The following is a 21,256-nucleotide window of genomic DNA, read 5'->3' as shown; positions in this document are numbered from 1 at the left end:
GAGGCCAACCGCGTTCCTGCCGCCTGTCTCAATCGGCGCGCGCCCAAGCCTTGTCCGCCGGGGTCAGGCTGTCGAGAAAGCTTTCCGCCCGGTCGAGATAGGCCTGGCGCTTGTCGTCATCCATCCGGTCCCAGGTCGAATAGATTCGCCCGATACGCGCGTTCTTCTCCAGCCGGTCGCGGTGGCGATCCATGAAATGCCAGTAGAGCGAATTGAACGGACAGGCGTTCTCCTCGGTCTTCTTGCTGACCGAGTATGAGCAGTTGGCGCAGTAGTCGCTCATCTTGTTGATGTAGTTGCCGGAGGCCGCATAGGGTTTGGACGCCAGCTTCCCGCCGTCGGCATAGAGGATCATGGCAGAGACATTCGGCAGCTCGACCCACTCGTAGGCATCGGCGTAGACGACGAGGTACCAGTCCTGCACTTCGTGCGGGTTGAGCCCCGCAAGCAGCGCGAAGTTGCCGAGCACCATCAGCCGCTGGATATGATGCGCATGGGCATTGTCGCGCGTCGAGCGGATTGAGTCGGCAAGACAGCGCATCTCGGTCTCGCCGGTCCAGTAGAATTCCGGCAGGCCGCGCTGGGCGTTGAGCGCGTTGGCTTCCTGCAGATGCGGCATCTGGTGCCAGTAGAAGCGGCGGACATATTCGCGCCAGCCAATGATCTGGCGAATGAACCCCTCGACCGAATTGATCGGCGCCTTGCCGTCCTTGTAGCTTTGTTCGGCGCGCCGGCACAGCTCCAGCGGATCGAGCAGGCCGAGATTGATGCTGGTCGACAGCATGGAGTGGTAGAGGTCGTCCTCCCCGCAGACCATCGCGTCCTGATAGGGTCCGAAGTGCTCGATCCGCTCGGCAAAGAAGGCGTCGGCGGCTTCTTCCGCTTCGTCGCGCGTCACCGGCCAGCGGAATTTCTCGAGGCTGCCGAAGTGGTCGCCGAAGCGGTCCTCGACCAGTTCGATGACCTCCTGCGTGATGCCGTCGGGTTCGAACTTGGGGCGCTCGGGCGACGTCATGCCGTCCCTGGGCGGCTTGCGGTTTTGGCTATCGTAGTTCCACTCCCCCCCTTCAGGCTTGCCGTCATCCATCAGCAGGCCGGTCTTGCGGCGCATCTCGCGATAGAAATACTCCATCCGCAATTCCTTGCGGTCCTCGGCCCAGTTGTCGAATTCGGCTTGGGTGGAGATGAAGCGGTCGTCGCGCAGGATCTCGACCTCGCAGGGGAATTTGTCGGCCCACTGGTCCATCGCCTCTCGCACGCGCCATTCGCCGGGTTCGACCACATGAATGGCGCGGGGAGAATGCTCCTCCACGGCGCGCGCGACTTCACCGGTGAAGCTGCCCGCATTGTCCTCGGCATCGAGCTTTACGTAATCGACCGTCCAGCCGGCATCGCGTAATTCTTCGGCGAAGTGGCGCATGGCCGAAAAGATCAGGACGATCTTCTGCTTGTGATGCTTGACGTAAGTCGCCTCGTCCCAGACCTCCATCATCAGGATGACGGTATCGTCCTTGGTCCGGCGCCTGATCGAGGCGAGGGTGCGGGTCAGCTGGTCGCCGAGAATGGGGACGAGGATTGGGCCGTCAGAGGTGTCTGCCATGGCGGGTGAACGCGCAATCAGGCTGCCGGTGCCTCAGACGAAGTTGTAGGGATCGATGTCCACCGCCACGCGCACGCCGGGCGGGTGATCGACCTGCCGCAGCCAGCCGCGGATCACGTCCTGCAATTGTACGCTGCGGCGCGCGTTGATGAGGAAGCGATAGCGGTAGCGATTGCGGAGCAGGGCCATGGGGGCGGGGGCGGGGCCGAGTATCACGCAATCGTCCACCTGCGGGCGGAATGCGCCGAGGCGATTGGCGGCTTCGCGCGCTTCGGCGTCGTCTTCGCTAGAGATGATGATTGCCGCCCAGCGACCGAAAGGCGGAGCGCCTGCATGGCGGCGGGCTTCGGTTTCGGCCTCGTAAAAGGCATCGCGATCACCGTCTGCCAGTGCGGCAATGACGCTGGCTTCGGGATGGCGGGTCTGGATCAGCACCTCGCCCGGCTTGGTCCCGCGTCCGGCGCGGCCCGCCACCTGAGCGACCTGCTGGTAAGTCCGCTCTCCCGCACGCAGATCGCCGCCTTCCAGGCCGAGGTCGGCATCGACCACGCCCACCAGCGTGAGCTCGGGGAAATGGAACCCCTTGGTTACCAATTGCGTGCCGACGATCACGTCCACCTCACGCGCCTCGACCGCGGCGATGAACTCCGCCGCCTTGCCCGGCGAATTGAGCGTGTCCGACGTCGCCACGAACACCCGCGCTTCGGGGAGGCGCTCGGCCACCTCGTCGGCGATCCGCTCCACGCCCGGGCCGCAGGCGACGAGGCAATCAGGCTCGCCGCATTCGGTGCAGGCCTGCGGGCTCGGCGTCTCGTGGCCGCAATGATGGCAGGCGAGGCGGCGACTGAAGCGGTGCTCGACCAGCCAGGCGCTGCAATTGGGGCACTGGTAGCGGAAGCCGCAATTGCGGCACAACGTCAGCGGCGCATAACCGCGACGGTTGAGGAACAGCAGCGATTGCTCGCCCTTGGCCAGCCGGTCCTCGACCCCGTCGACCAGCCGCTGCGCCAGCCACATGCCCGTGGGCGGCTTTTCCTCGGTCAGGTCGATCGTGTCGATGCTCGGCAATTCGGCACCGCCGAAGCGGCTCGGCAGGTCGATTTTTGAGTAAATTCCGCTTTCGGCCATCTGCAGGCTTTCGAGCGCAGGCGTCGCACTGGCGAGGACCACCGGGACACGCTCGAAATGCGCGCGCATCACGGCGACGTCGCGCGCATTGTAGCGCACGCCGTCTTCCTGCTTGAAACTGATTTCATGCGCCTCGTCGACCACGATCAGGCCGAGCTTGGCGAAAGGCAGGAATAGGGCCGAACGCGCGCCGACCACCACCTGCGCCGAGCCCTGCGCCACCGCGCGATAAGCGCGCCGCCGCTCGGTCGATTTGAGGGAGGAGTGCCACAGCACCGGCGCCGCCCCGAAGCGCTCCTCGAAGCGATGGAGGAAGTTTTCGGTCAGCGCGATCTCTGGCAGCAGCACCAGCACCTGGCGGCCCATCCGCAGCGCTTCGGCGACAGGCTCGAAATAGGTTTCGGTCTTGCCCGATCCGGTCACGCCATCGAGCAGGAAGGGCGCGAACTCGGCCTTGCGCACGGCCTTGGCAAACACGCCCGATGCCTCGGCCTGCTCCGCGCTCAGTTCGACATGGGCGAAGTCGGGCCGCGCATCGGGATAGGGCCGGTCGCAATCGACCTCGACCGGTTCGAGCACGCCCTGATTGACCAGCCCGCGCAGCACCCCTTCGCTGACACCGGCGATGCCCGACAGCTCGCGGATGTTGGCCTGTTCGCCCTCGAGCGCCTCCATCGCCGCCTGCCGCTGGGGCGTCATCCGCTCCGGCATGCCGCCGGTCAGGCGGTATTCGGTCATCGTCGCGGGACCTTTGAGCGCCCCGCCGGAAGACAGCGCCATCCGCGCCACGCTCGACAGGGAGGCGACGTAATAGTCCGCCGTCCATTCGATCAGCCGCCGCAGGGCTGCCGACAGCGGCGGCACGGGCAAAACTCCGCGCAAATTCCGCAACTTCTCCGCCGGAACCTCGCTGCCGGGAAGCCGTTCAGCCTCCCAGACGATCCCGATGATCGTGCGCGGGCCCAGCGGGCATTCGACGACCGATCCGGGCCCGACCTCCAGCCCCTCGGGCACCTTGTAGTCCAGCGGACCCAGGGCGGCATTGAGGACGAGGCAGCGGACACGGTTCATCGCGCGGCCATATGGGCGGCGCGACAGTGAGGAAACAAGGGTGGGAAGCATGAGGACTGAAAATATGACCGATATTCTTGTGAGACCTACCGGCCGCCGCGCCTTTCTCGGCGGACTTTCGCTCGGCGGCGCAGCACTGGCGCTGCCCGGCTGCGCGGGCCTGCCTGGCTTCAGCATGGTCGATGCCGTGCAGCGCATCCTGTTCCTTTCCAGTGAGCGGGCCTTCGGGCGCATGCTCCAGTCGAACGGTTTCTGGGACGATCAGGTCGCGCAACTGGGCCTCAACAACCTGCTCGGCACGCGCGGCGATGTGCTCAGCCGTATCCTGACCTCGGCGCTGTTCAAGAACCGGCTCCAGAACGCTTTCGGCGACATCGCCTTTGAAGGGGCGGAGCGTGCCGCGCCGCTGGTGACCGATGCGGTGCGCACGATCGGCATCCAGAACGCGATCGATCTCGTACGCGGCGGACCGACTGCCGCGACCGGCTTCCTGCGCCAGTCGATGGGCCGCACGCTGATCGAGGCGATGGTGCCCGAACTCGGCACCGCGATGCGCGTCGCCAGCGATCCGCTGGTGGGCGAGCTGATCAACGGCCTCACCGGCGTCGATTTGTCCGGCGCGACCACGCGTTTTGCCGACAATATCGACAACACCATCTGGCGCGAGATCGGCAACGAGGAAGCCGCGATCCGCCGCGATCCCGGCGCGACCCGCGACCCGCTGATCATCGGGGTGTTCGGGGCGGGCGGCCAGGCGGGATACTGACCTGCTGGCGGAAAGGGCGAGCTAGCTCTGTAGCATGCGCTCTGCCATGAATGCCGGATGAGATTTGCTTTTGTGATGGCGGCAGGCCTGCTTGCCGGTTGCACGACTCTGCAAGCTGCGCTGGAGCCGGCAAGCTTCGGCGTACAGCTCTACACCGTTCGCGAGTCCATGCAGCGCAACCCGTTCGCTGCGATCCTCGATGTGGCGCGGCTCGGCTATGACGAGATCGAGTTTGCGGGGACCCATGGCACCGATCCGGCGCTCCTGTGCCGCTATGCTCGAAACATGGGGCTTGAGGTCGCCGCAGCGCATGCCGACTGGCAGCAGCTGAAGTCCGATCCCGCCGCCGCGATTGCCGGGGCAAAGGCGCTGTGCGCCGATACCCTGATGCTCGCATGGCTGCCCGAGGAAGAGCGCCGGACGCTCGACCAGTGGCGCGAATGGACTGCGCGACTCAATGCGATCAACACTCTGGCCAAGGCCGAGGGATTGTCGCTCGCCTATCACGCGCATGATTTCGAGTTCGCGGAGACCGATGGCGTCCGCCCGATCGATCTGATGTTCGAGGGGCTGGACTCCGACATCGGCTTCGAGCTGGACACCTATTGGCTGTCGAAGGCGGGCGTCGATCCGCTCACCTTTCTCAAGGCCCACGCCGACCGGGTCACCCATCTGCACCTCAAGGACATGGCAGCAGACGGCGGCATGGCCGATGTCGGCGAGGGCACGCTGCCCATTCAGGCGATTATCGCGCAGGCGCGGGCGCAAGGCGTGCGCCATTTCCTCGTCGAGCGCGACGATGCGCCCGATCCGTGGGCGAGCCTCGCGACGAGCCTTGACTCGCTGCGCGCAATGCCCTTGCAGCAGGGCGAATAGTCCACCGCCTTTCCGGAGCGCGCAGCAATGAAATTCTTCGTCGACACCGCCGACATCGCCGACATCAAGGAAATGGCCGACACCGGCCTGCTCGACGGGGTCACCACCAACCCCTCGCTGATCGCCAAGTCGGGCAGGGATTTCATGGAAGTGACCAGGGAAATCTGCGACCTTGTCGATGGCCCGGTCAGCGCGGAAGTCGTTGCGCTCGATCACGACACGATGATGAAAGAGGCCGAGACCCTGCGCCGGATCGCGGACAATGTCTGCATCAAGGTGCCGCTGACGATCGACGGGCTGAAGACCTGCAAGAAGCTGACCGGCGACGGCACGATGGTGAACGTCACCCTGTGTTTTTCGGCCAACCAGGCGCTGCTCGCGGCGAAGGCGGGCGCGACCTTCGTGTCGCCCTTCGTCGGCCGGCATGACGATAACGGCTTCGACGGCATGGCGCTGATCCGCGACATCCGCACGATCTACGACAACTATCCCGGCTTCACGACCGAGATCCTCGTCGCCAGCATCCGCAATCCGGTCCATGTCCTAGAGAGCACGCGCATCGGCGCCGATGTCGCGACCATGCCCCCCGCCGTCATCAAGGGGCTGTTCAAGCACGTGCTGACCGACAAGGGCATCGAGGGCTTCACGAAGGACTGGGAAAAGACTGGCCAGACCATCCCGACCTCCTAAATACACCGCGTGGCAGACCAGACCCCCCTCGAACGTTTCAAACAGGCGCTGACCGGTGCCAGCCGTGCGCTGGCGAACGAGCCGGAAGTCGAAGTCGCCTGGAGTGCGGACGCTCCGGCGCAGGCGGGCAAGAACTTCCGCGTGCCGCTGCCGGGCCGCACGCTCCCGCGCGAACAGGCGACCGAGGCGCGCGGCTTCGCCGACAGTTTCGCGCTCAAGCTGCGCCATCACAACGAAGCGCTGCACACCAAGGGCGCGCCCTCCGAACCGATTGCCCGCGCCTGTTACGATGCGATCGAGCAGGTCCGCTACGAGGCGATCGGCACCACGCGCTATGCAGGCATTCGCGACAATCTCGGCTCGGCAGTCGAGACGCGGACCAATGCCGACCCCATCGTCCGCGCCGACGAGGCGAACGAGGTCCCGTTGCCGACCGCCCTGTCGCTCATGCTGCGCGAGGCGCTGACCGGCGAGGCGATCCCCGAACGGGCGCAGGGCGCGGTGGACATGGTGCGCGAGGATATCCTCGCCAAGATCGGCACCGACATGGACGATCTGGCGGGCGTGCTCGACGACCAGACTGCCTTCCAGGACCTGACGCTCGACATGCTGCGGCATCTCGACCTGACGCTGCCCGACACGCCCGATGCGACCGACGCCGAGGATGGCGACGAGGACGACGGCGAAAGCCCCGAGCAGGATGAGGATACCGACGAGGAGGACGAAGGCGGCGCCGAACCGCAGGCGAGCGACATGCGCTCGGACGTGACCGACGGCGAGGCGGAAGGCGATGCCGACCAGGAGGTCGAGGGCGAGCAGGAAATGTCCGACGGCGATCCTTCGGATGAGGAGGGCGAGGGCATGCAACCCGTCCGCCCGAACCGCCCGTGGACCGAGATTCCCGACGGCTTCGACTACAAGCCCTATACCGACAAGTTCGACGAGGTCGTCGAGGCGCCCGAGCTGTGCGACAACGAGGAACTCGACCGGCTGCGGCAATATCTCGACAGCCAGCTGGCGGGCCTGCAAGGCGTCGTCACCCGGCTCGCCAACCGCCTCCAGCGCCGCCTGATGGCGCAGCAGAACCGCAGCTGGGATTTCGACCAGGAAGAAGGCCTGCTCGATGCCGCGCGCCTGACCCGCGTGGTCGTGAGCCCCGGCCATGCGCTCTCCTACAAGATCGAGCGCGATACCGAGTTCAAGGACACGGTGGTCACGCTGCTGATCGACAATTCGGGGTCCATGCGCGGGCGGCCGATCAGCATCGCCGCGATCAGCGCAGACATTCTCGCGCGCACGCTGGAGCGCTGCGGCGTGAAGACCGAAATCCTCGGCTTCACCACCCGTGCGTGGAAGGGCGGGCAGTCACGCGAGGCGTGGCTCGCCGACGGCCGCCCGGCCAATCCCGGCCGCCTCAACGATCTGCGCCACATCCTCTACAAGCAGGCCGACGAGCCCTGGCGCCGCGCGCGCCGCAATCTCGGCCTGATGATGCGCGAAGGGCTGCTGAAGGAAAACATCGACGGCGAGGCGCTGCTCTGGGCCCACGACCGCCTGCTCCGCCGCCCCGAAGACCGTCGCATCCTGATGGTCATCTCCGACGGTGCCCCGGTCGACGACAGCACGCTGAGCGTGAACCAGGCAGGCTACCTCGAAAGCCATTTGCGCAAGGTGATCGACTGGATCGAGAAGCAATCGCCCGTGCAACTGGCGGCGATCGGGATCGGGCATGACGTGACGCGCTATTACCGGCGCTCGGTGACGATTATGGACGTCGAGCAGCTTGGTGGGACCATTATCGAGCAGCTGGCCGATCTGTTTGAGGTGGAGTGATTGGGGAAGTCTGAACTCTCCGGTTTCGCTGTAGCTACGCTCCAGCCTCCAAAACCATGCGCGGGGTGGAGGCTATACGAGATCGTATCTATAAATTGGGACGACCAGATATTACGGATTTCCATGCGTGATAGGGTCCGATCGCTAACTGTTTCATTCGAACAACCGACCAGCTTTCGTTCGCAGCATGAAGGTGACATGCTCGATTATTCGGCAGCTCGCGAGTCTGAAGGGGTCGGAGTAGCCACTATCTACACAGTCCAAGTCAGTCCCTACCTTGATTGGGTGGCTAGTAATGGCCTCGCTGGCCTGACCACGCCTCATCGACTTTGGTTGATCGCGGGCATGAATCAGTGTGTTGAGGTGATCTGCGATGCAGATGATGCTCCCACTTTCGAGATCAGCGAAGAAGAGTAACTGAATGAAAGTCACTGAAGCCGTCCAGACCCGCCGCTCCGTCCGCGCGTTCACCGATCAGCCGGTCGAGCGCGAGACGCTCACGCGCATTCTCGAGAAGGCCCAGCGTTCGCCTTCCGGCGGCAATACCCAGCCGTGGCACGGCATCGTCCTCACCGGCGAGCCGATGCAGACACTGTTCGACCGGATTGCCGAGGAATTTCCCAAGGGCCGCGCGGCGCATGCGCCCGAGTATCACGTCTATCCGCCCGAGCTCGATGGGGCCTATGAACAGCGCCGCCGCGGGGTGGGCGAGGACATGTACGGCGCGCTCGAAATCTCCCGCGAGGACAAGGGCAAGCGCCTGATGTGGTTCGCCAACAACTTCCGCGCCTTCGGAGCGCCGGTGCTGATGCTGGTCCACACGCCGAAATACATGGGCCCGCCGCAATGGAGCGACATCGGCATGTGGCTCCAGACCATCGGCCTGCTCTGCCGCGAAGAGGGCCTCGACACCTGCTTCCAGGAAGCCTGGGCGCTTTATTCCCCGCAAATTCGCGAGATGGTCGACATTCCCGAGGACCACATCTTCTTCTGCGGCGTCGCCATCGGCTACCGCGACGAGGATGCAGCCGTGAACCAGTTCGAGGTCCGCCGCGCCGACATCGACGAGGCCGTGCGCTGGGAGGGTTGGTGAACCCACTCGTCATCCCAGCGAAAGCTGGGATCGTTCTCGACCAAGCGCCAAGCCGACAGCGATCCCAGCTTGCGCTGGGATGACGGGATAGTATCAGGCCGCCCATGACCGATACGCCGCTCAAGCTGTTCAATTCGCTGACCCGCCAGCTGGAGGAATTCCAGCCGATCCACGAAGGCGAGGCACGCGTCTATTCCTGCGGGCCGACGGTCTATAATTACCAGCACATCGGCAACATGCGCGCCTATATCTTCGCCGATACGCTGGGCCGCGTGCTGCAGTGGAAGGGCTACAAGCTCACCCATGTGATCAACGTCACCGATGTCGGCCACCTCACCTCCGATGCGGACGAGGGCGAGGACAAGATGGAGAAGATGGCCGCGCGCGAGAACAAGAGCGCGTGGGACATCGCCAAATTCTACCAGGAGGATTTCGAGCGCGACCTTGCGCGGCTGAACGTGCAGCCCAAGCAGCACCCCCGCGCGACCGAATATGTCGAGGCGATGATTGCGTGGGGCGAGCGGATCGCCGAGAAGCACTGCTACGAACTCGACAGTGGCCTCTATTTCGATGTCTCGACCGTGGCGGATTACGGCCGGCTGGCGCGCGCGGTTACGGACGACGGCGAGGGCCGGATCGACACGGTCGAAGGCAAGCGCAACCAGGCCGACTTCGCCATCTGGCGCAAGACGCCGGCGGGCGAGACGCGGCAGATGGAGTGGGATTCGCCCTGGGGCAAAGGCGCGCCCGGCTGGCATCTCGAATGCTCGGTCATGGGGGAAGCGCTGCTCGGCTTCCCGTTCGACATCCACACCGGCGGGATCGACCACCGCGAGATCCATCACCCGAACGAGATCGCGCAGAACCAGGCCTATTGCTGCACGAATGGCTTGGACGATGCGCGCAATTCGGGCGCGCGCATCTGGATGCACAACAACTTCCTCGTCGAACGCAGCGGCAAGATGTCGAAGTCGGCGGGCGAGTTCCTGCGCCTGCAACTGCTGGTCGACAAGGGCTACCACCCGCTCGCCTACCGCCTGATGTGCCAACAGGCGCACTACCGCAGCGAGCTGGAGTTCAGCTGGGAAGGACTGCAGGCTGCGCTGACGCGGTTGAAGCGGATGGTCACTATCGTTGAACGACTTCGGCAATCCGTTAGCGTCGAGCCGATGCTTCGTGCGGCGAAGCGGGACCGAAACTCATTCATGGAGGGCTTGAACCCCAGCATTCGCGAGTTGGTCGATGACTTCGAAAATTTCGTTAGTGATGACCTATCAACGCCACCGGCATTGGTCGCACTAGAGCGCGCGATAAATGTCGCTGGCGCTGGCACCGCTTGGAGCGGCGATGCGTTGTTCGCGGCAATTTATATGAATGAAGTTCTAGGACTCTCTCTCGCGACGCTCACCCGCACCGATCTCCGCATCCGCCCGAAGGACGCGCAGCTCACCGAAGCCGAGATCGAAGCCGAACTTCAGCGCCGCAAAGAAGCGCGTGCTGCAAAAGATTTTGCAACTTCCGATGCAATCCGCGACAGTCTCGCGGCGAAGGGCGTCGAGGTCATGGACGGCGACCCGCTGGGATGGGAATGGAGACTGTAGCAATGGCAGACCCGCACGCGCTTCTCTGGGAACATCTGAAAGACGCGCCGCGGGGGCTGACATTCGTCCGTGATTATGCCGGCGACGGCTTCACCCTGCCGTTCTATTGCGAAGACGCGCATCTCGCGGTCGAGATCGAGGACGACCCGTTCAAGACCGCGAAGCACGAAACCCGCGATGCCTGGCAAGAAGCGAACCGCGTGGACATCATGCAGGTCCCGCCCAGCCATGTGAAGCAGAACGCCTCCGAAGTCGCCGACGCGATCCTCGACATCGCCGAACCGCGGCGCGAACGGTTTGCCAAGGCGGTCTGAACCGGCAAGAAGGCGGGCCGAGGAGAACCGCCCGATGACCAAAGCCGTATTGTCCGCCCTGATCCGCCCGCTAGTCGAGCCGCGCTTGCCCGAATGGGTGAAGCCGCACTGGTTCGCCAGCAAGGACGAGGCGTTGGAACTAGCGCCGGAAGCGGAGATCGGCTGGTTCGACTTGAACGAGAAGGAGCCGATGATCGAGATCGCCAGGGCGGCGACCAATCTCAAATGGCTTAACTCGATCTATGCGGGGCTCGATTTCATGCCGCTCGACCTGCTGAAGGAGCGCGGCGTGGTCGTCACGAACGGGGTGGGCATCAATGCTCTGACCATCGCCGAATATGTCGTCATGCTGATGCTCGCCCATGCGAAGGGCTATCGCGAGGTGGTCCGCGCGCAGGACCGCAAGGAATGGCTGATGGACAGTCCGGGCAAGCGCGAACTCGCTGGCGAACGGGTCCTGCTGCTGGGCATGGGTGCGATCGGCAGCCTGGTAAAATCGCGGCTCGAAGCCTTCGACATGACCGTGATGCCGGTGCGCCGCTCGGGCGGGGAGGGCGCATTGCGTCCCGGCGAATGGCGCGAGAAGCTGGGCGACTTCGACTGGGTCGTACTCGCCGTTCCCTCGACCGAGGAAACGAAAGGCATGATCGGCGAGATCGAGCTCGCCGCCATGCGCCCCAATGCCGTGCTGGTGAACATCGCGCGCGGAGATGTGGTCGATCAGGAGGCGCTGGTGACCGCGCTAAAGCAGCAGAAAATCGAAGCGGCTCTGCTGGACGTCACCGATCCGGAACCGCTGCCAGAAGATCACACCCTCTGGGAGCTTGAGAATGCGCAGGTCACCATGCATCTTTCGGGCCGCGCGCAGTCGAAGATGTTCCAGCGCAGCGCGGACCGCTTCATCGAGAACCTGCAGCGCTGGGAGGCGGGCGAGCCGGTCCAGCCGCAGATGGACCTCGACGCGGGCTACTGACCGGGCAGCGGCTTACGCGTCCTCCAGCAACAGTAACTCGCATTGCACCACCATCCGCGGGTCGGGCGCAATGCGGTGTTCGACTTCGACGATCGTCACATCGGCCACCAGTTGACCGGGAATAGCGAATTCGTGATCGGGGAGCTCGGCCACGAAATGCTCGCCCGCTTCGACCGCGTCCGCGCCTGCGAACACCAGCGCCAGCGAGTGCCGCGTGCCGGCGAAGGTGATACTGGCCCAGGCCTTCTCGCTATGCGTGATAACCTGAGCATGATGCTGGCCTAGCGCGAGCAGAGCTTCGCGCAAACGGTCGCCGGATGTGCGGCGGACGCGGACGGGGCGCTTGAGTTTCGCCTCAACCGACATGGGCAGCCTCCACCGCACTGGTGTCTCGCGCGGCTTCGAAGCCGGCCATGAAGCCGCGGATGCGCTGTTCGGTGCGGTCGCGTGGCTCGCGCCCCAGCCTGAGGTCGAGCACGAATCGCGGGTCGTGCGCGGCGAGGCGGCCGAACTTCGTGGCCGCCATTTCGTGCTGGCGCAGGAATTTCTCGATGGATCGGATCAGCATGCGAAGGCTCCCAATTGGCTGAACTGACTGGCGAATCGCTCGCCGTGTTCCCTATACGTTCCAACCCAAATCCTACTTGTCTAGGAAAAATCCTATGCTATAGGAATTTTCAGTGAGCTAGTACATCGAGGAGCCGGCCATGGAGTTTGCGGAGCCGCTGGACAGATACGAGCCAGAAGAGCGCTATGCCCGCGCCCGGCTGCGGGAAATCATCAAGGAGAAGGGGCATACGCTATCGGCGCTCGCCCGCTTGATCGGGCGCAACCCCGCCTATCTGCATCAATATCTCGGGCGGGGGAGTCCCCGGCATCTGGACGAACCCGACTTGATGAAGATCGCCGAATTCCTGGGCGTCGATCACGAAACCATCGCCACGCGGGAGATCGTCCGGCCACGGGCCGCCGCCACGAGCGGTGGCAGCGATCGGGAGAGCTTCGTCCATGTTCCGCGCCTCCCGTTGGAGGCTTCGGCCGGGCCCGGCGCCTTCAGCGCCGAGGAAATTTCCTATGATACCTTCCAGTTCTCACGTCGCTGGCTGCGCGAAATGGGGCTGGAGGGCGCCGACCTTTCCGCCATCCGCGTCGAGGGTGACAGCATGGAACCGCTTCTGCGTAGCGGGGACGAGATTTTCGTCGACCGCAACAAGCGCGCGGGCGAGGGCGTGCATGTCGTCCGCATCGGCGACACGCTGCACGTTAAACAGGTCCAGGCCAGTGCCCCGGGCCGCATCAAGCTGATCAGCGCCAACGATGCCTACGCCCCGATCGAACTCGCGCGCGACGAGGTGGAGATCATCGGCCGGGTCGTATGGAAGGGCGGGCGGGTGTAATCGGAAGCCTATTCGGAACAAACGCTTACGGCACTCGTAATTCCGTCATTCCTGCATCGGGTGGGCGCGGCAGGTCAAACCAGACGGAGAACCCGAATGCGCAAGATCCTCTTACCCCTCGCCATGGCCGGAACGCTTGCCCTCGGAGGCTGTGCGGCCTACGGCGGTAACGGCGGCCTGCTCGGTGGTATTCTCGGCAGCGACCGCTATGACGATGATCGCTACGGCTACGATGGCGGTGACGATTTCGAACAGGCCGCGGTGCGCGCCTGTGGCCGCGAAGCATCGCGCTATGGCCGCATCCGCATAGACGATGTGGACCGTCCCAGCCGTGATCTCGTGCGGGTACGCGGGCGAATCGATGTCCGCAGTAGCGATCGCGACCAGTTCAACTGCGTGTTCCGCAGCGACGGCCGGATCGTCGAATTCCGCCGCTACTGACCGGTCACTCCTGACCTCATCCCTGCGGTTTGGAATACTCCTCGGATTGCAGCGTCATCAGGTAATCCGCGATCAGTTCGATGTCCTCTTGCACCAGGTCGACATCCATCTGCATCGGATAGTTGTGTGCGTCTGAGAGGAAGGTTTCGAGAGTTTCGCGGGTGACGCCCGGGCTGTTTGCGATATCCGCGAACCCCGGCGCTTGCGGGTTGGGGGAGATGGCATCGAGCGTCACCGCGTGACATTCGCCGCAGACACCGCTGACGAAAGCCGGCACTTCGGCGGATGCCACAGCGACCGGCGTGCCGGTTGTCTCTGGCTGCGTATCGTAAGCTGCGCAGGCGGCCAATGTGAAAACGGCGACAATCATCATACCCGAACTGTTCATGCCTAGGCTCCTTTTCCACGGACCATAACATGATTGCGCGGGCAAACCTTGTTTTCGATCAACAATCCGACCATTTTCGAACCATGGAACAAAGTACCCAAGCCCCCGCGAAGCCTCCGATGAAAGCCGGCATCGTACCGGTGACGCCGCTCCAGCAGAACTGCTCGCTCATCTGGTGCACCGCCACCAACAAGGGCGCGCTGATCGATCCGGGCGGCGATCTCGACAAGCTCAAGGCGGCGGTCGCTAATTCCGGTGTCGAGCTCGATAAAATCCTCATCACCCATGGCCATATGGACCATTGCGGCGAGGCCGGCGTGCTGGCGAAGGAACTCGGCCTGCCGATCGAAGGCCCGCATGAGGCCGACCGCTTCTGGATCGCGCGCCTCGACGAGGACGGGGCGAAATACGGCATGAACGCCGAGGTGTTCGAGCCCGACCGCTGGCTGGTGGACGGCGACACGGTGACCGTCGGCGACCTCACGCTGGAAGTCATCCACTGCCCCGGCCACACGCCCGGCCATGTCGTGTTCTTTCACCGACCGAGCAAGTTCGCCATTGTTGGCGATGTCCTGTTCCAAGGTAGCATCGGACGGACGGACTTTCCGATGGGCAACCACCAGGACCTGATCGACGCGATTACCCAGAAGCTCTGGCCGCTGGGCGACGATGTGACTTTCATTCCCGGCCATGGCCCGACCAGCACTTTCGGGCAGGAGCGCAAGACCAACGCCTTCGTGAGCGATTACGCGTTGTCCTGAGAGTGCGGGCCGGACATCCGTCCTGTCCTTGCGGCGGCACCAGCCCACTCCCCCACCCGGCCACCCACGGCACGGTATTCTATGGGTGGCGGGGTGGGGGACTGGGCTGGTGCCGAAAGCCTTCGACGGATGTCGAAGGCGCACCAAACAAAGAATCGGATGAGCCTTCCGCACTTCTCAAAAACCTCCCGCCCCACACCGCTTGCATCGCTCATGAAATTCGCTATAGCGCGCGCCTTCACCGCACCTGTCGGGATGTTTCGGGTTCACGCACACTTGTGCGATGCCGGACCTTCCCCTAGGGCGGCCACCGAAATTGATTGAATTTGTTTGAGGAAAAGGTGCCGCCATGGCCGTCCCCAAGAGGAAAGTATCGCCCCACCGCCGCGGCAACCGCCGTGCGCATGATTCGCTCAAGGTCGAAGCTCATCACGAGTGCTCGAACTGCGGCGAACTGAAGCGCCCGCACAATCTGTGCCCGCATTGCGGCCACTACAACGGTCGCGAAATCATCGCCGTCGGTCTCTAAGACCACGCTGATTAACCGGAGACGCTCATGAGCCTGCCGCGTATCGCTGTCGATGCGATGGGCGGCGATGAAGGCGTGCGCGTGATGATCGAGGGCGCGGCGCTCGCTCGTCGCCGTCATGACAGATTCAAGTTCCTGCTGGTGGGAGACGAGCCGCGCATCAAGGCCGCGCTCGAAACTCATCCCGGCATGACCGAAGCGTCCGAAATCCTTCATTGCGAGGACGTGATCGAGGGCGACGAAAAGCCGTCGAAAGCCCTGCGCCGCGCCAAGACCACCAGCATGGGACTGGCCGTCGATGCAGTGAAGCGCGGGGAAGCCGGCGCTGCCGTATCCGCCGGCAACACCGGCGCGCTGATGGCGATCAGCAAGCTGGCCCTGCGCACCATGCCCGGTCTCGACCGGCCCGCGCTCGCGGCCCTGCTGCCGACGCTCGGCGACAACGACGTCATCATGCTCGACCTCGGCGCCAATCGCGAATGCGATGCGCGCAACCTCGTGCAGTTCGCCATCATGGGCGCGGCCTATTCGCGCATCGTGACCGGCATTTCGCGCCCGCGGACCCGCCTGCTGAACATCGGCACGGAAGAAACCAAGGGCACCGAGGATATCCAGAACGCCGCCGAGACCTTGCGCGCCGCGACCGGCCTCGAAATGCAGTTCGAAGGCTATGTCGAGGCGGACAAGATCAACCGCGGCGAGTGCGATGTCGTGGTGTGCGACGGCTTTTCGGGCAATATCGCGCTGAAGGCGATCGAGGGGACGGCGCGCTTCGTCACCGACCTGCTGCGCCGGGCCTTCACCAGCTCCATCCGCTCCAAGGTCGGCTTCCTCGTTTCGCGCCCCGCGACCGAGCTGCTCAAGCATCATCTCGATCCGAACAACCACAATGGAGCGGTCTTTCTCGGCCTCAACGGCGTCGTGGTGAAAAGCCATGGCAGCGCCGATGCCAAGGGCGTTGCCAATGCAGTGGAAGTGGCCGCGCGGCTGCTGGAGGACGACATTCTCAACCGCATCAAGCACGACCTCGGCGAAGTCGGAACCGATACGCTGGTGGCCAAGTGATCCGGTCGGTCATCACCGGCACGGGATCGGCGCTGCCCGCGAAGTGCGTCACCAATGCCGAGCTTGCCGAGCGCGTCGATACGTCCGATGACTGGATCGTCGAGCGAACCGGTATCCGGCAGCGCTATATCGCCGACGAGCATGAGTTTACGTCCACCCTTGCGACCAAGGCTGCACGGGCCGCGCTCGAAGCCGCGGGGATCGACGCGAGCGAGATCGGCCTGATCGTCCTCGCGACTGCCACGCCCGATCACACCTTCCCCGCCACCGCCACGCAAGTTCAGGCCGCGCTCGGCTGCGGCGGCGGCATCGCGTTCGATGTGCAGGCGGTCTGCTCGGGCTTCCTCTATGCGCTCGCGACGGCGGACTCGATGCTGCGCACCAGCATGGCGCAAAAGGCGCTGGTGATCGGCGCGGAGACCTTCAGCCGCATCCTCGACTGGGAAGATCGCACCACCTGCGTGCTGTTCGGCGACGGCGCAGGCGCGGTCGTGCTGGAGGCGCAGGACGTTGCCGGGGACGGCCCCGGTATCCTGGCATCCCGGCTGCACGCCGAAGGCACACACAAGGACATGCTCTATGTCGATGGCGGCCCCTCGACCACCGGAACGGTCGGCCATTTGCGCATGAAAGGCCGCGAGGTGTTTCGCCATGCGGTCGTGAATCTCGCCGACGTGCTCAAGGAAGTGCTCGCGGATACTGATCTCGACGCTGGGGACATCGACTGGGTCGTGCCGCACCAGGCCAATGCCCGCATCCTCGACGCCACTGCGCGCAAGCTCGATCTGCCGGCGGAAAAAGTCGTGGTGACCGTTGATCGCCACGCCAATACCTCCGCCGCATCGGTGCCGCTGGCCCTCGACACCGCAGTGCGCGACGGGCGGATCAAGGCAGGCGACCTCGTGATGTTCGAGGCCATGGGCGGCGGCTTTACCTGGGGCGCCTCGCTCGCCCGGATGTAGACCTGCGCTTTCGGCAGGGCCGGATTTGCCAGAATCGCGCCAAGCCCCTATATTGCTTGGCGAAGTTAAGACGGGGTCGCACTACCACTCAGGGTCGCATCTGAGGGGGAAGGATAGAATGGATATGATGCGCTCCGTGGGCACGCTGACTCGCGCCGATCTGGCCGAGACGATCAACCGCAAAATGGGCCTCAGCCGCGCGGAATCGCTCGATATGGTCGAGGCGATCCTTGCCAAGATGTGCGATGCGCTGTCCGACGGCGAGAATGTGAAGATTTCCGGCTTCGGCAGCTTCGTGCTGCGCGACAAGAAGGAACGGATCGGCCGCAATCCCAAGACCGGGGTGGAGGTGCCGATCACGCCGCGCCGGGTAATGACCTTCCGCGCCAGCCAGCTGCTCAAAGAGCGGATCGCAAACGGATAGGATCACGCATGGCGCAATTCGACGACGGCAAGGAAGCGGGCGCGCTGCGCACCATCGGCGAAGTCGCCAAGGCGACCGGGATCAAGGCGCATGTCCTGCGTTACTGGGAACAGCAGTTCCCCATGCTCAAACCACTGACCCGCAGCGGAGGTCGGCGCTACTATCGTCCCGAAGATGTCGAACTGGTCGAACGCATCGACCGGCTGGTCAACCGCGAGGGCTACACGCTGAAGGGGGCAAAAGCGGCACTGAAGGGTGTGCCGGACCAGCAAGCGGCGGCACAGCAATTCGACGCTGACAGTTATTGGGGCGCTGCAGATATCCTCCCGCGCCTGAAGGCCATTCGCGACGATCTGCGCGCGGCGCTGTCGCAGGCTTCGGCGTAGCGATGCTTTTCAAAGTTCGGAATTGACCGAACTCCACAAGAACCCCCAGATCAGCTTGGACCAGTTATGTGGCGCGGCCGCCTGGCCGCGCGTGAACGCCAGCAGCGCGTCGAGCCTGGCTCGATCGTACAATCGGCCTGAGTGAAAGACTGCTTCGATCCGCTTCGTGTTGACAATCGAGTCGAGCGGATTGGCCGCGAGCAAAATGAAGTCGGCGCGCTTTCCCGCCTCGATCGTCCCAGCGTTGTCCTGCTCGCCCGCATAGCGCGCTGCATCGATGGTCGCAGCCTTGAGCACTTCTGCAGGCGAAAGCCCGGCACGGACGAGATGCGCCATTTCGTCGTGGTAGCGGAATCCGCCAAGCGGACTATCCGTGCCGACCAAGACGGGAACGCCACGATCATGAGCCTGGCCGGTCAATTGGAGGCCGAGCTCGAAATAGGATTGTAAAGCTTCGCTGCCTCGCTTTCCTTGGAACGCGTCCCGCGTGGCAGAGCGATCGTCGTTCCACGCCCAACGTGAAAGCGGATCGAGGTAATCGAGCACGGGGTCATCGAGAAAGCCGGGATCGGCCGCGCGAGCATCCTCCTCTCGCGTTACATGGGTCGGTATGAACCATGCCCGCGCCTCGGCCATCTGTTGCATCGCAGTCGCGCAGCGGCCGGCATCGTGTTCTGTGACGATCCTTTCAGCGAGCGCAACGGCGGGTAGATCGTCCAGCCGCCCTTCGCGCCAGTCCTCGGCCCCGGCGAAGCAATGCCGGGCGAAGATGTGCGCATGTTCGAAACTGGTCTGCCCCGCAGCAATCGCCTCTTCAAGCGCCACCGCTTTCGGAAGGTGACCGACAAGCTTGAGCTTGCGGGCCTGAGCTTCATCGGCAGCTGCAGCGAAAGCATCCGGACGCAGCCCGTTATATATCTTGATCGCATTGAGGCCACGTGCATCGTAACGTTGCACGAGCCGGCGTGCCTCCCCTGCCGTCATCTCCGGTCGCTCGAGATAGAAACTTGCCACCTGGACAATGCGCGGCGCGGCGAGCCGACCCGACGAGACTGCGTCGTTCCAAGCCTGCTTGTCATCATGGCAAGCGATCAGCGAATCGCTCTCTTCGGGGCAGTCCATCATGTCGCGCGTATTCAAAACCCCACTCGCCACCCACAGCGGCAGATGAAGCTGCGGCGACAATTGGAACGTGTGGACGTGCATGTCCCAGAAACCGGGCAGGGCGAATGCTCCGCCAGCGTCGTAAACCGGCAGCCCGCCGTTATCGAGATCGACCCCGATCGCTTCGATCATCCCATCACGAACGAGAATGGATTGCGGCGCGCTCGCGGTGCCGTTCTGCGTGTCGATGATCCGGACATTACGGATCAGACGGCTCGTTTCTGCGTCCGGCTCGGGAGGCAGGCTCGACGGCCAGAGCACCAGGATTGCGATCGCAGAGGCTAGCAACCCTAGCAGGGCAAAGCTGACTTTCAGCTTCCTTCCGATGGGTCGCTTCGTCTTCACGATGTTTCTTTGGCAGGAAAACGACGCTGCAATCGCGTCCTTTTACACAAAAGCTGCATTCTGCTCGACAAGGGCAGCGCAGCCGCTACTCCGACTGTATCAACGTCAGCTCCGTTTGCCGCCCGTCGAGGAAGCGCACCGTTTCCCCGTCGAACCACGCATCCTCCTCGCTGCGGAAATCGACCTTCTGGCCGCCCCATTCGGGCACTGCATTGTAGCTCGTCAGCTCGATCGACCAGGCCGTGTCGGCGCGCAGGCGGTATACGCTGCGCGGGTCGCCGTTCTGGTTGTCCCAGAAACCGATTGCCGTGCCAGCGCCGTGGCCGTGCAAGCCGATGGGGTGCGAGTAGATCGACGGCTCGAGGCCGTCGGCAGTGGCCACCGCGCGGGCGCGAGCGAGGATTTCGTTACCGGTGAGGCCGGTCTCGAAGGCCGCGATGAGGTGGTCCTGCACGCGGTTGGTCGCTGCAAGCCCGTCGCGCAGGCCCGCGGGTGCCTCGGTCTCGCCGGGCTTCAGGACATAGGCGAGATGCTGGGTATCGGTGTTGAGCCGCAGATAGGTTATGCCGAAATCGGTCCACAGCAGATCGCCCGGCTGTATCACCGTATCGCCAGAGAGCATCCCTTCGGCGCCCTGTCGCTGGATGCCGACCGAGGGGTGGAACCACGGCGTCAGCCCCAGCGAGGTGAGCCTTTCGCGATACCACCACTGCACATCCGCCGCCGTGGTCTCGCCCGGTGTGATGACCTTGCGCGAAAAGGCCTGCGCGATCAGCGCATGCGCGATGCGAACGATGCCGGGATAGATTGCCATTTCGCTGGGCACGCGGCTTTCGAGCCAACGCACGGCCAGCGTCTCGCCCGAGACGATGCGGTCGCGATAGGGCTCGGGCAGGGCAGCGCGCATCAAGCGGTACTGGCTCAGCGTCATGCCGTCGCCGAAGGCGGTGAGGTCGGAGAAGTTGATCGCAATCCTTGCCGGATCGCGCTCGGCGATCAGGTCGGCCACGGTCTGCCACTGGTCGGGCTGCTGCGCCGGGTCCCAGCTCGCCTCGAACAGGTCGGCGAGGCCGTAGCGGCTGACCGTCAACCGCTCGACCGGCTGGCCGTCGCCCGGATCGTGGAACACCAGGATCGTGCGCCGCCGCGCGCTCATGCTGGTTGCGTCCAGCATGCTGGCGACCACCGGCTCCTCGAAATACTCGCGGGCCATCAGCACCCACATGTCGATACCCTGCTCGCGCATGATCGCGGGGACGATGGTTTCGAGCCGCTCGGCAAGGATGCGGTCGATCACCTCGGCCCGCTCGCGCATCGGCAGGATCGGCGGAAGCTCCGGCGCGACCAGCTCGGTCTCGCTCATCGGGAGGATCAGAGGCGCAGCGAGGGCGGGCGTCGAAAGCAGCGCAACAAGCACGGCCGCAATACGAGTAATCATCGGCAACGCCC

The 21,256-nt window shown here is 64.1% G+C and carries 24 protein-coding genes; 17 read left to right on the top strand and 7 right to left on the bottom strand.

The features are described 5' to 3' along the window. Positions 1 to 28: 28 nt before the first annotated feature. Both ACSH0F_RS08665 and ACSH0F_RS08660 read right to left on the bottom strand, forming a co-directional pair. Positions 29 to 1,600: a cryptochrome/photolyase family protein gene (locus tag ACSH0F_RS08665; protein WP_435201838.1), complete on the bottom strand. Its 1,572-nt coding sequence runs from the start codon at positions 1,598 to 1,600 to the stop codon at positions 29 to 31. A 33-nt stretch (positions 1,601 to 1,633) separates the two neighbouring features. Further along, positions 1,634 to 3,799, bottom strand: a complete 2,166-nt coding sequence (locus tag ACSH0F_RS08660; RefSeq protein ID WP_435201836.1) for a primosomal protein N' — start codon at positions 3,797 to 3,799, stop codon at positions 1,634 to 1,636. Between the two features lie 64 nt (positions 3,800 to 3,863). Here ACSH0F_RS08660 and ACSH0F_RS08655 point away from each other — a divergent pair, with 64 nt between their 5' ends. The 9 genes from ACSH0F_RS08655 to ACSH0F_RS08615 all read left to right on the top strand — a co-directional run bounded on the left by ACSH0F_RS08655 (position 3,864) and on the right by ACSH0F_RS08615 (position 11,945). After that, positions 3,864 to 4,565, top strand: coding sequence for a DUF4197 domain-containing protein (locus ACSH0F_RS08655; RefSeq protein ID WP_435201834.1), 702 nt, complete (start codon positions 3,864 to 3,866; stop codon positions 4,563 to 4,565). Between the two features lie 57 nt (positions 4,566 to 4,622). Next, complete coding sequence (locus ACSH0F_RS08650; protein ID WP_435201832.1) at positions 4,623 to 5,441, top strand: sugar phosphate isomerase/epimerase family protein; 819 nt, start codon at positions 4,623 to 4,625, stop codon at positions 5,439 to 5,441. Positions 5,442 to 5,468: 27 nt separating this feature from the next. Then, entirely contained in the window at positions 5,469 to 6,131 is a 663-nt protein-coding gene (gene fsa / locus ACSH0F_RS08645; RefSeq protein ID WP_435201830.1) for a fructose-6-phosphate aldolase, read from the top strand. Between the two features lie 9 nt (positions 6,132 to 6,140). Then, positions 6,141 to 7,964: a cobaltochelatase subunit CobT gene (gene cobT / locus ACSH0F_RS08640; RefSeq protein WP_435201828.1), complete on the top strand. Its 1,824-nt coding sequence runs from the start codon at positions 6,141 to 6,143 to the stop codon at positions 7,962 to 7,964. A 198-nt stretch (positions 7,965 to 8,162) separates the two neighbouring features. Beyond that, complete coding sequence (locus ACSH0F_RS08635) at positions 8,163 to 8,381, top strand: hypothetical protein (protein ID WP_435201826.1); 219 nt, start codon at positions 8,163 to 8,165, stop codon at positions 8,379 to 8,381. A 4-nt stretch (positions 8,382 to 8,385) separates the two neighbouring features. Beyond that, a complete protein-coding gene (locus ACSH0F_RS08630) occupies positions 8,386 to 9,057 on the top strand; it encodes a nitroreductase (RefSeq protein ID WP_435201824.1) in 672 nt (223 codons plus the stop codon). 104 nt (positions 9,058 to 9,161) lie between these two features. Beyond that, positions 9,162 to 10,658 carry a cysteine--tRNA ligase gene (gene cysS / locus ACSH0F_RS08625; protein ID WP_435201822.1) on the top strand — a complete coding sequence of 499 codons (1,497 nt, stop codon included), beginning with the start codon at positions 9,162 to 9,164 and terminating at the stop codon, positions 10,656 to 10,658. A 2-nt stretch (positions 10,659 to 10,660) separates the two neighbouring features. Next, positions 10,661 to 10,972, top strand: coding sequence for a DUF559 domain-containing protein (locus ACSH0F_RS08620; RefSeq protein ID WP_435201820.1), 312 nt, complete (start codon positions 10,661 to 10,663; stop codon positions 10,970 to 10,972). Positions 10,973 to 11,006: 34 nt separating this feature from the next. Continuing rightward, complete coding sequence (locus ACSH0F_RS08615) at positions 11,007 to 11,945, top strand: D-2-hydroxyacid dehydrogenase (protein WP_435201818.1); 939 nt, start codon at positions 11,007 to 11,009, stop codon at positions 11,943 to 11,945. Between the two features lie 12 nt (positions 11,946 to 11,957). Here the strand turns inward: ACSH0F_RS08615 and ACSH0F_RS08610 are convergent, their stop codons facing one another. Together ACSH0F_RS08610 and ACSH0F_RS08605 are read right to left on the bottom strand one after the other, a co-directional pair. Continuing rightward, a complete protein-coding gene (locus tag ACSH0F_RS08610) occupies positions 11,958 to 12,311 on the bottom strand; it encodes a hypothetical protein (protein WP_435201816.1) in 354 nt (117 codons plus the stop codon). Next, positions 12,301 to 12,513 (bottom strand): hypothetical protein, encoded by a 213-nt coding sequence (locus tag ACSH0F_RS08605; RefSeq protein ID WP_435201814.1) that lies wholly within the window; start codon positions 12,511 to 12,513, stop codon positions 12,301 to 12,303. Before ACSH0F_RS08605 ends, ACSH0F_RS08610 begins: the two co-directional genes overlap by 11 nt. A gap of 139 nt (positions 12,514 to 12,652) precedes the next feature. On the opposite strand from ACSH0F_RS08605, the gene ACSH0F_RS08600 reads away from it, so the two are divergent. After that, positions 12,653 to 13,342 (top strand): LexA family transcriptional regulator, encoded by a 690-nt coding sequence (locus ACSH0F_RS08600; protein ID WP_435201812.1) that lies wholly within the window; start codon positions 12,653 to 12,655, stop codon positions 13,340 to 13,342. 96 nt (positions 13,343 to 13,438) lie between these two features. Beyond that, the gene (locus ACSH0F_RS08595) at positions 13,439 to 13,783 is read left to right on the top strand and encodes a hypothetical protein (RefSeq protein ID WP_435201810.1); all 345 of its coding nucleotides are present in this window, start codon (positions 13,439 to 13,441) and stop codon (positions 13,781 to 13,783) included. Positions 13,784 to 13,799: 16 nt separating this feature from the next. Here the strand turns inward: ACSH0F_RS08595 and ACSH0F_RS08590 are convergent, their stop codons facing one another. Continuing rightward, a complete protein-coding gene (locus ACSH0F_RS08590) occupies positions 13,800 to 14,171 on the bottom strand; it encodes a hypothetical protein (RefSeq protein WP_435201808.1) in 372 nt (123 codons plus the stop codon). Positions 14,172 to 14,290: 119 nt separating this feature from the next. Between ACSH0F_RS08590 and ACSH0F_RS08585 the strand changes: the two genes are divergently transcribed. The 6 genes from ACSH0F_RS08585 (at position 14,291) to ACSH0F_RS08560 (ending at position 18,298) form a co-directional block, all read left to right on the top strand. Continuing rightward, complete coding sequence (locus tag ACSH0F_RS08585; protein WP_435201806.1) at positions 14,291 to 14,932, top strand: MBL fold metallo-hydrolase; 642 nt, start codon at positions 14,291 to 14,293, stop codon at positions 14,930 to 14,932. A 349-nt stretch (positions 14,933 to 15,281) separates the two neighbouring features. After that, on the top strand, positions 15,282 to 15,461 hold the full coding sequence (gene rpmF, locus ACSH0F_RS08580; RefSeq protein WP_200980932.1) for a 50S ribosomal protein L32: 180 nt from the start codon (positions 15,282 to 15,284) through the stop codon (positions 15,459 to 15,461). Between the two features lie 27 nt (positions 15,462 to 15,488). Further along, entirely contained in the window at positions 15,489 to 16,526 is a 1,038-nt protein-coding gene (plsX, locus tag ACSH0F_RS08575; protein WP_435201803.1) for a phosphate acyltransferase PlsX, read from the top strand. Continuing rightward, on the top strand, positions 16,523 to 17,488 hold the full coding sequence (locus ACSH0F_RS08570) for a beta-ketoacyl-ACP synthase III (protein WP_435201801.1): 966 nt from the start codon (positions 16,523 to 16,525) through the stop codon (positions 17,486 to 17,488). The genes plsX and ACSH0F_RS08570 overlap by 4 nt, the downstream gene beginning before the upstream one ends. A gap of 124 nt (positions 17,489 to 17,612) precedes the next feature. Then, positions 17,613 to 17,912, top strand: coding sequence for an integration host factor subunit alpha (locus ACSH0F_RS08565; protein ID WP_278328187.1), 300 nt, complete (start codon positions 17,613 to 17,615; stop codon positions 17,910 to 17,912). Between the two features lie 8 nt (positions 17,913 to 17,920). Continuing rightward, positions 17,921 to 18,298, top strand: a complete 378-nt coding sequence (locus ACSH0F_RS08560; protein ID WP_435201799.1) for a MerR family transcriptional regulator — start codon at positions 17,921 to 17,923, stop codon at positions 18,296 to 18,298. Between the two features lie 9 nt (positions 18,299 to 18,307). Here the strand turns inward: ACSH0F_RS08560 and ACSH0F_RS08555 are convergent, their stop codons facing one another. Together ACSH0F_RS08555 and ACSH0F_RS08550 are read right to left on the bottom strand one after the other, a co-directional pair. Continuing rightward, entirely contained in the window at positions 18,308 to 19,807 is a 1,500-nt protein-coding gene (locus ACSH0F_RS08555; protein WP_435201797.1) for an amidohydrolase family protein, read from the bottom strand. 85 nt (positions 19,808 to 19,892) lie between these two features. Continuing rightward, positions 19,893 to 21,245 carry a M24 family metallopeptidase gene (locus ACSH0F_RS08550; RefSeq protein WP_435201795.1) on the bottom strand — a complete coding sequence of 451 codons (1,353 nt, stop codon included), beginning with the start codon at positions 21,243 to 21,245 and terminating at the stop codon, positions 19,893 to 19,895. Positions 21,246 to 21,256 lie beyond the last annotated feature (11 nt).

The organism is Qipengyuania sp. 902, assembly GCF_051195295.1.
Lineage (GTDB): Bacteria > Pseudomonadota > Alphaproteobacteria > Sphingomonadales > Sphingomonadaceae > Qipengyuania.
The sequence above is the reverse complement of the archived record's forward strand: the minus strand, read 5'-3'. Positions and strand labels throughout refer to the sequence as shown.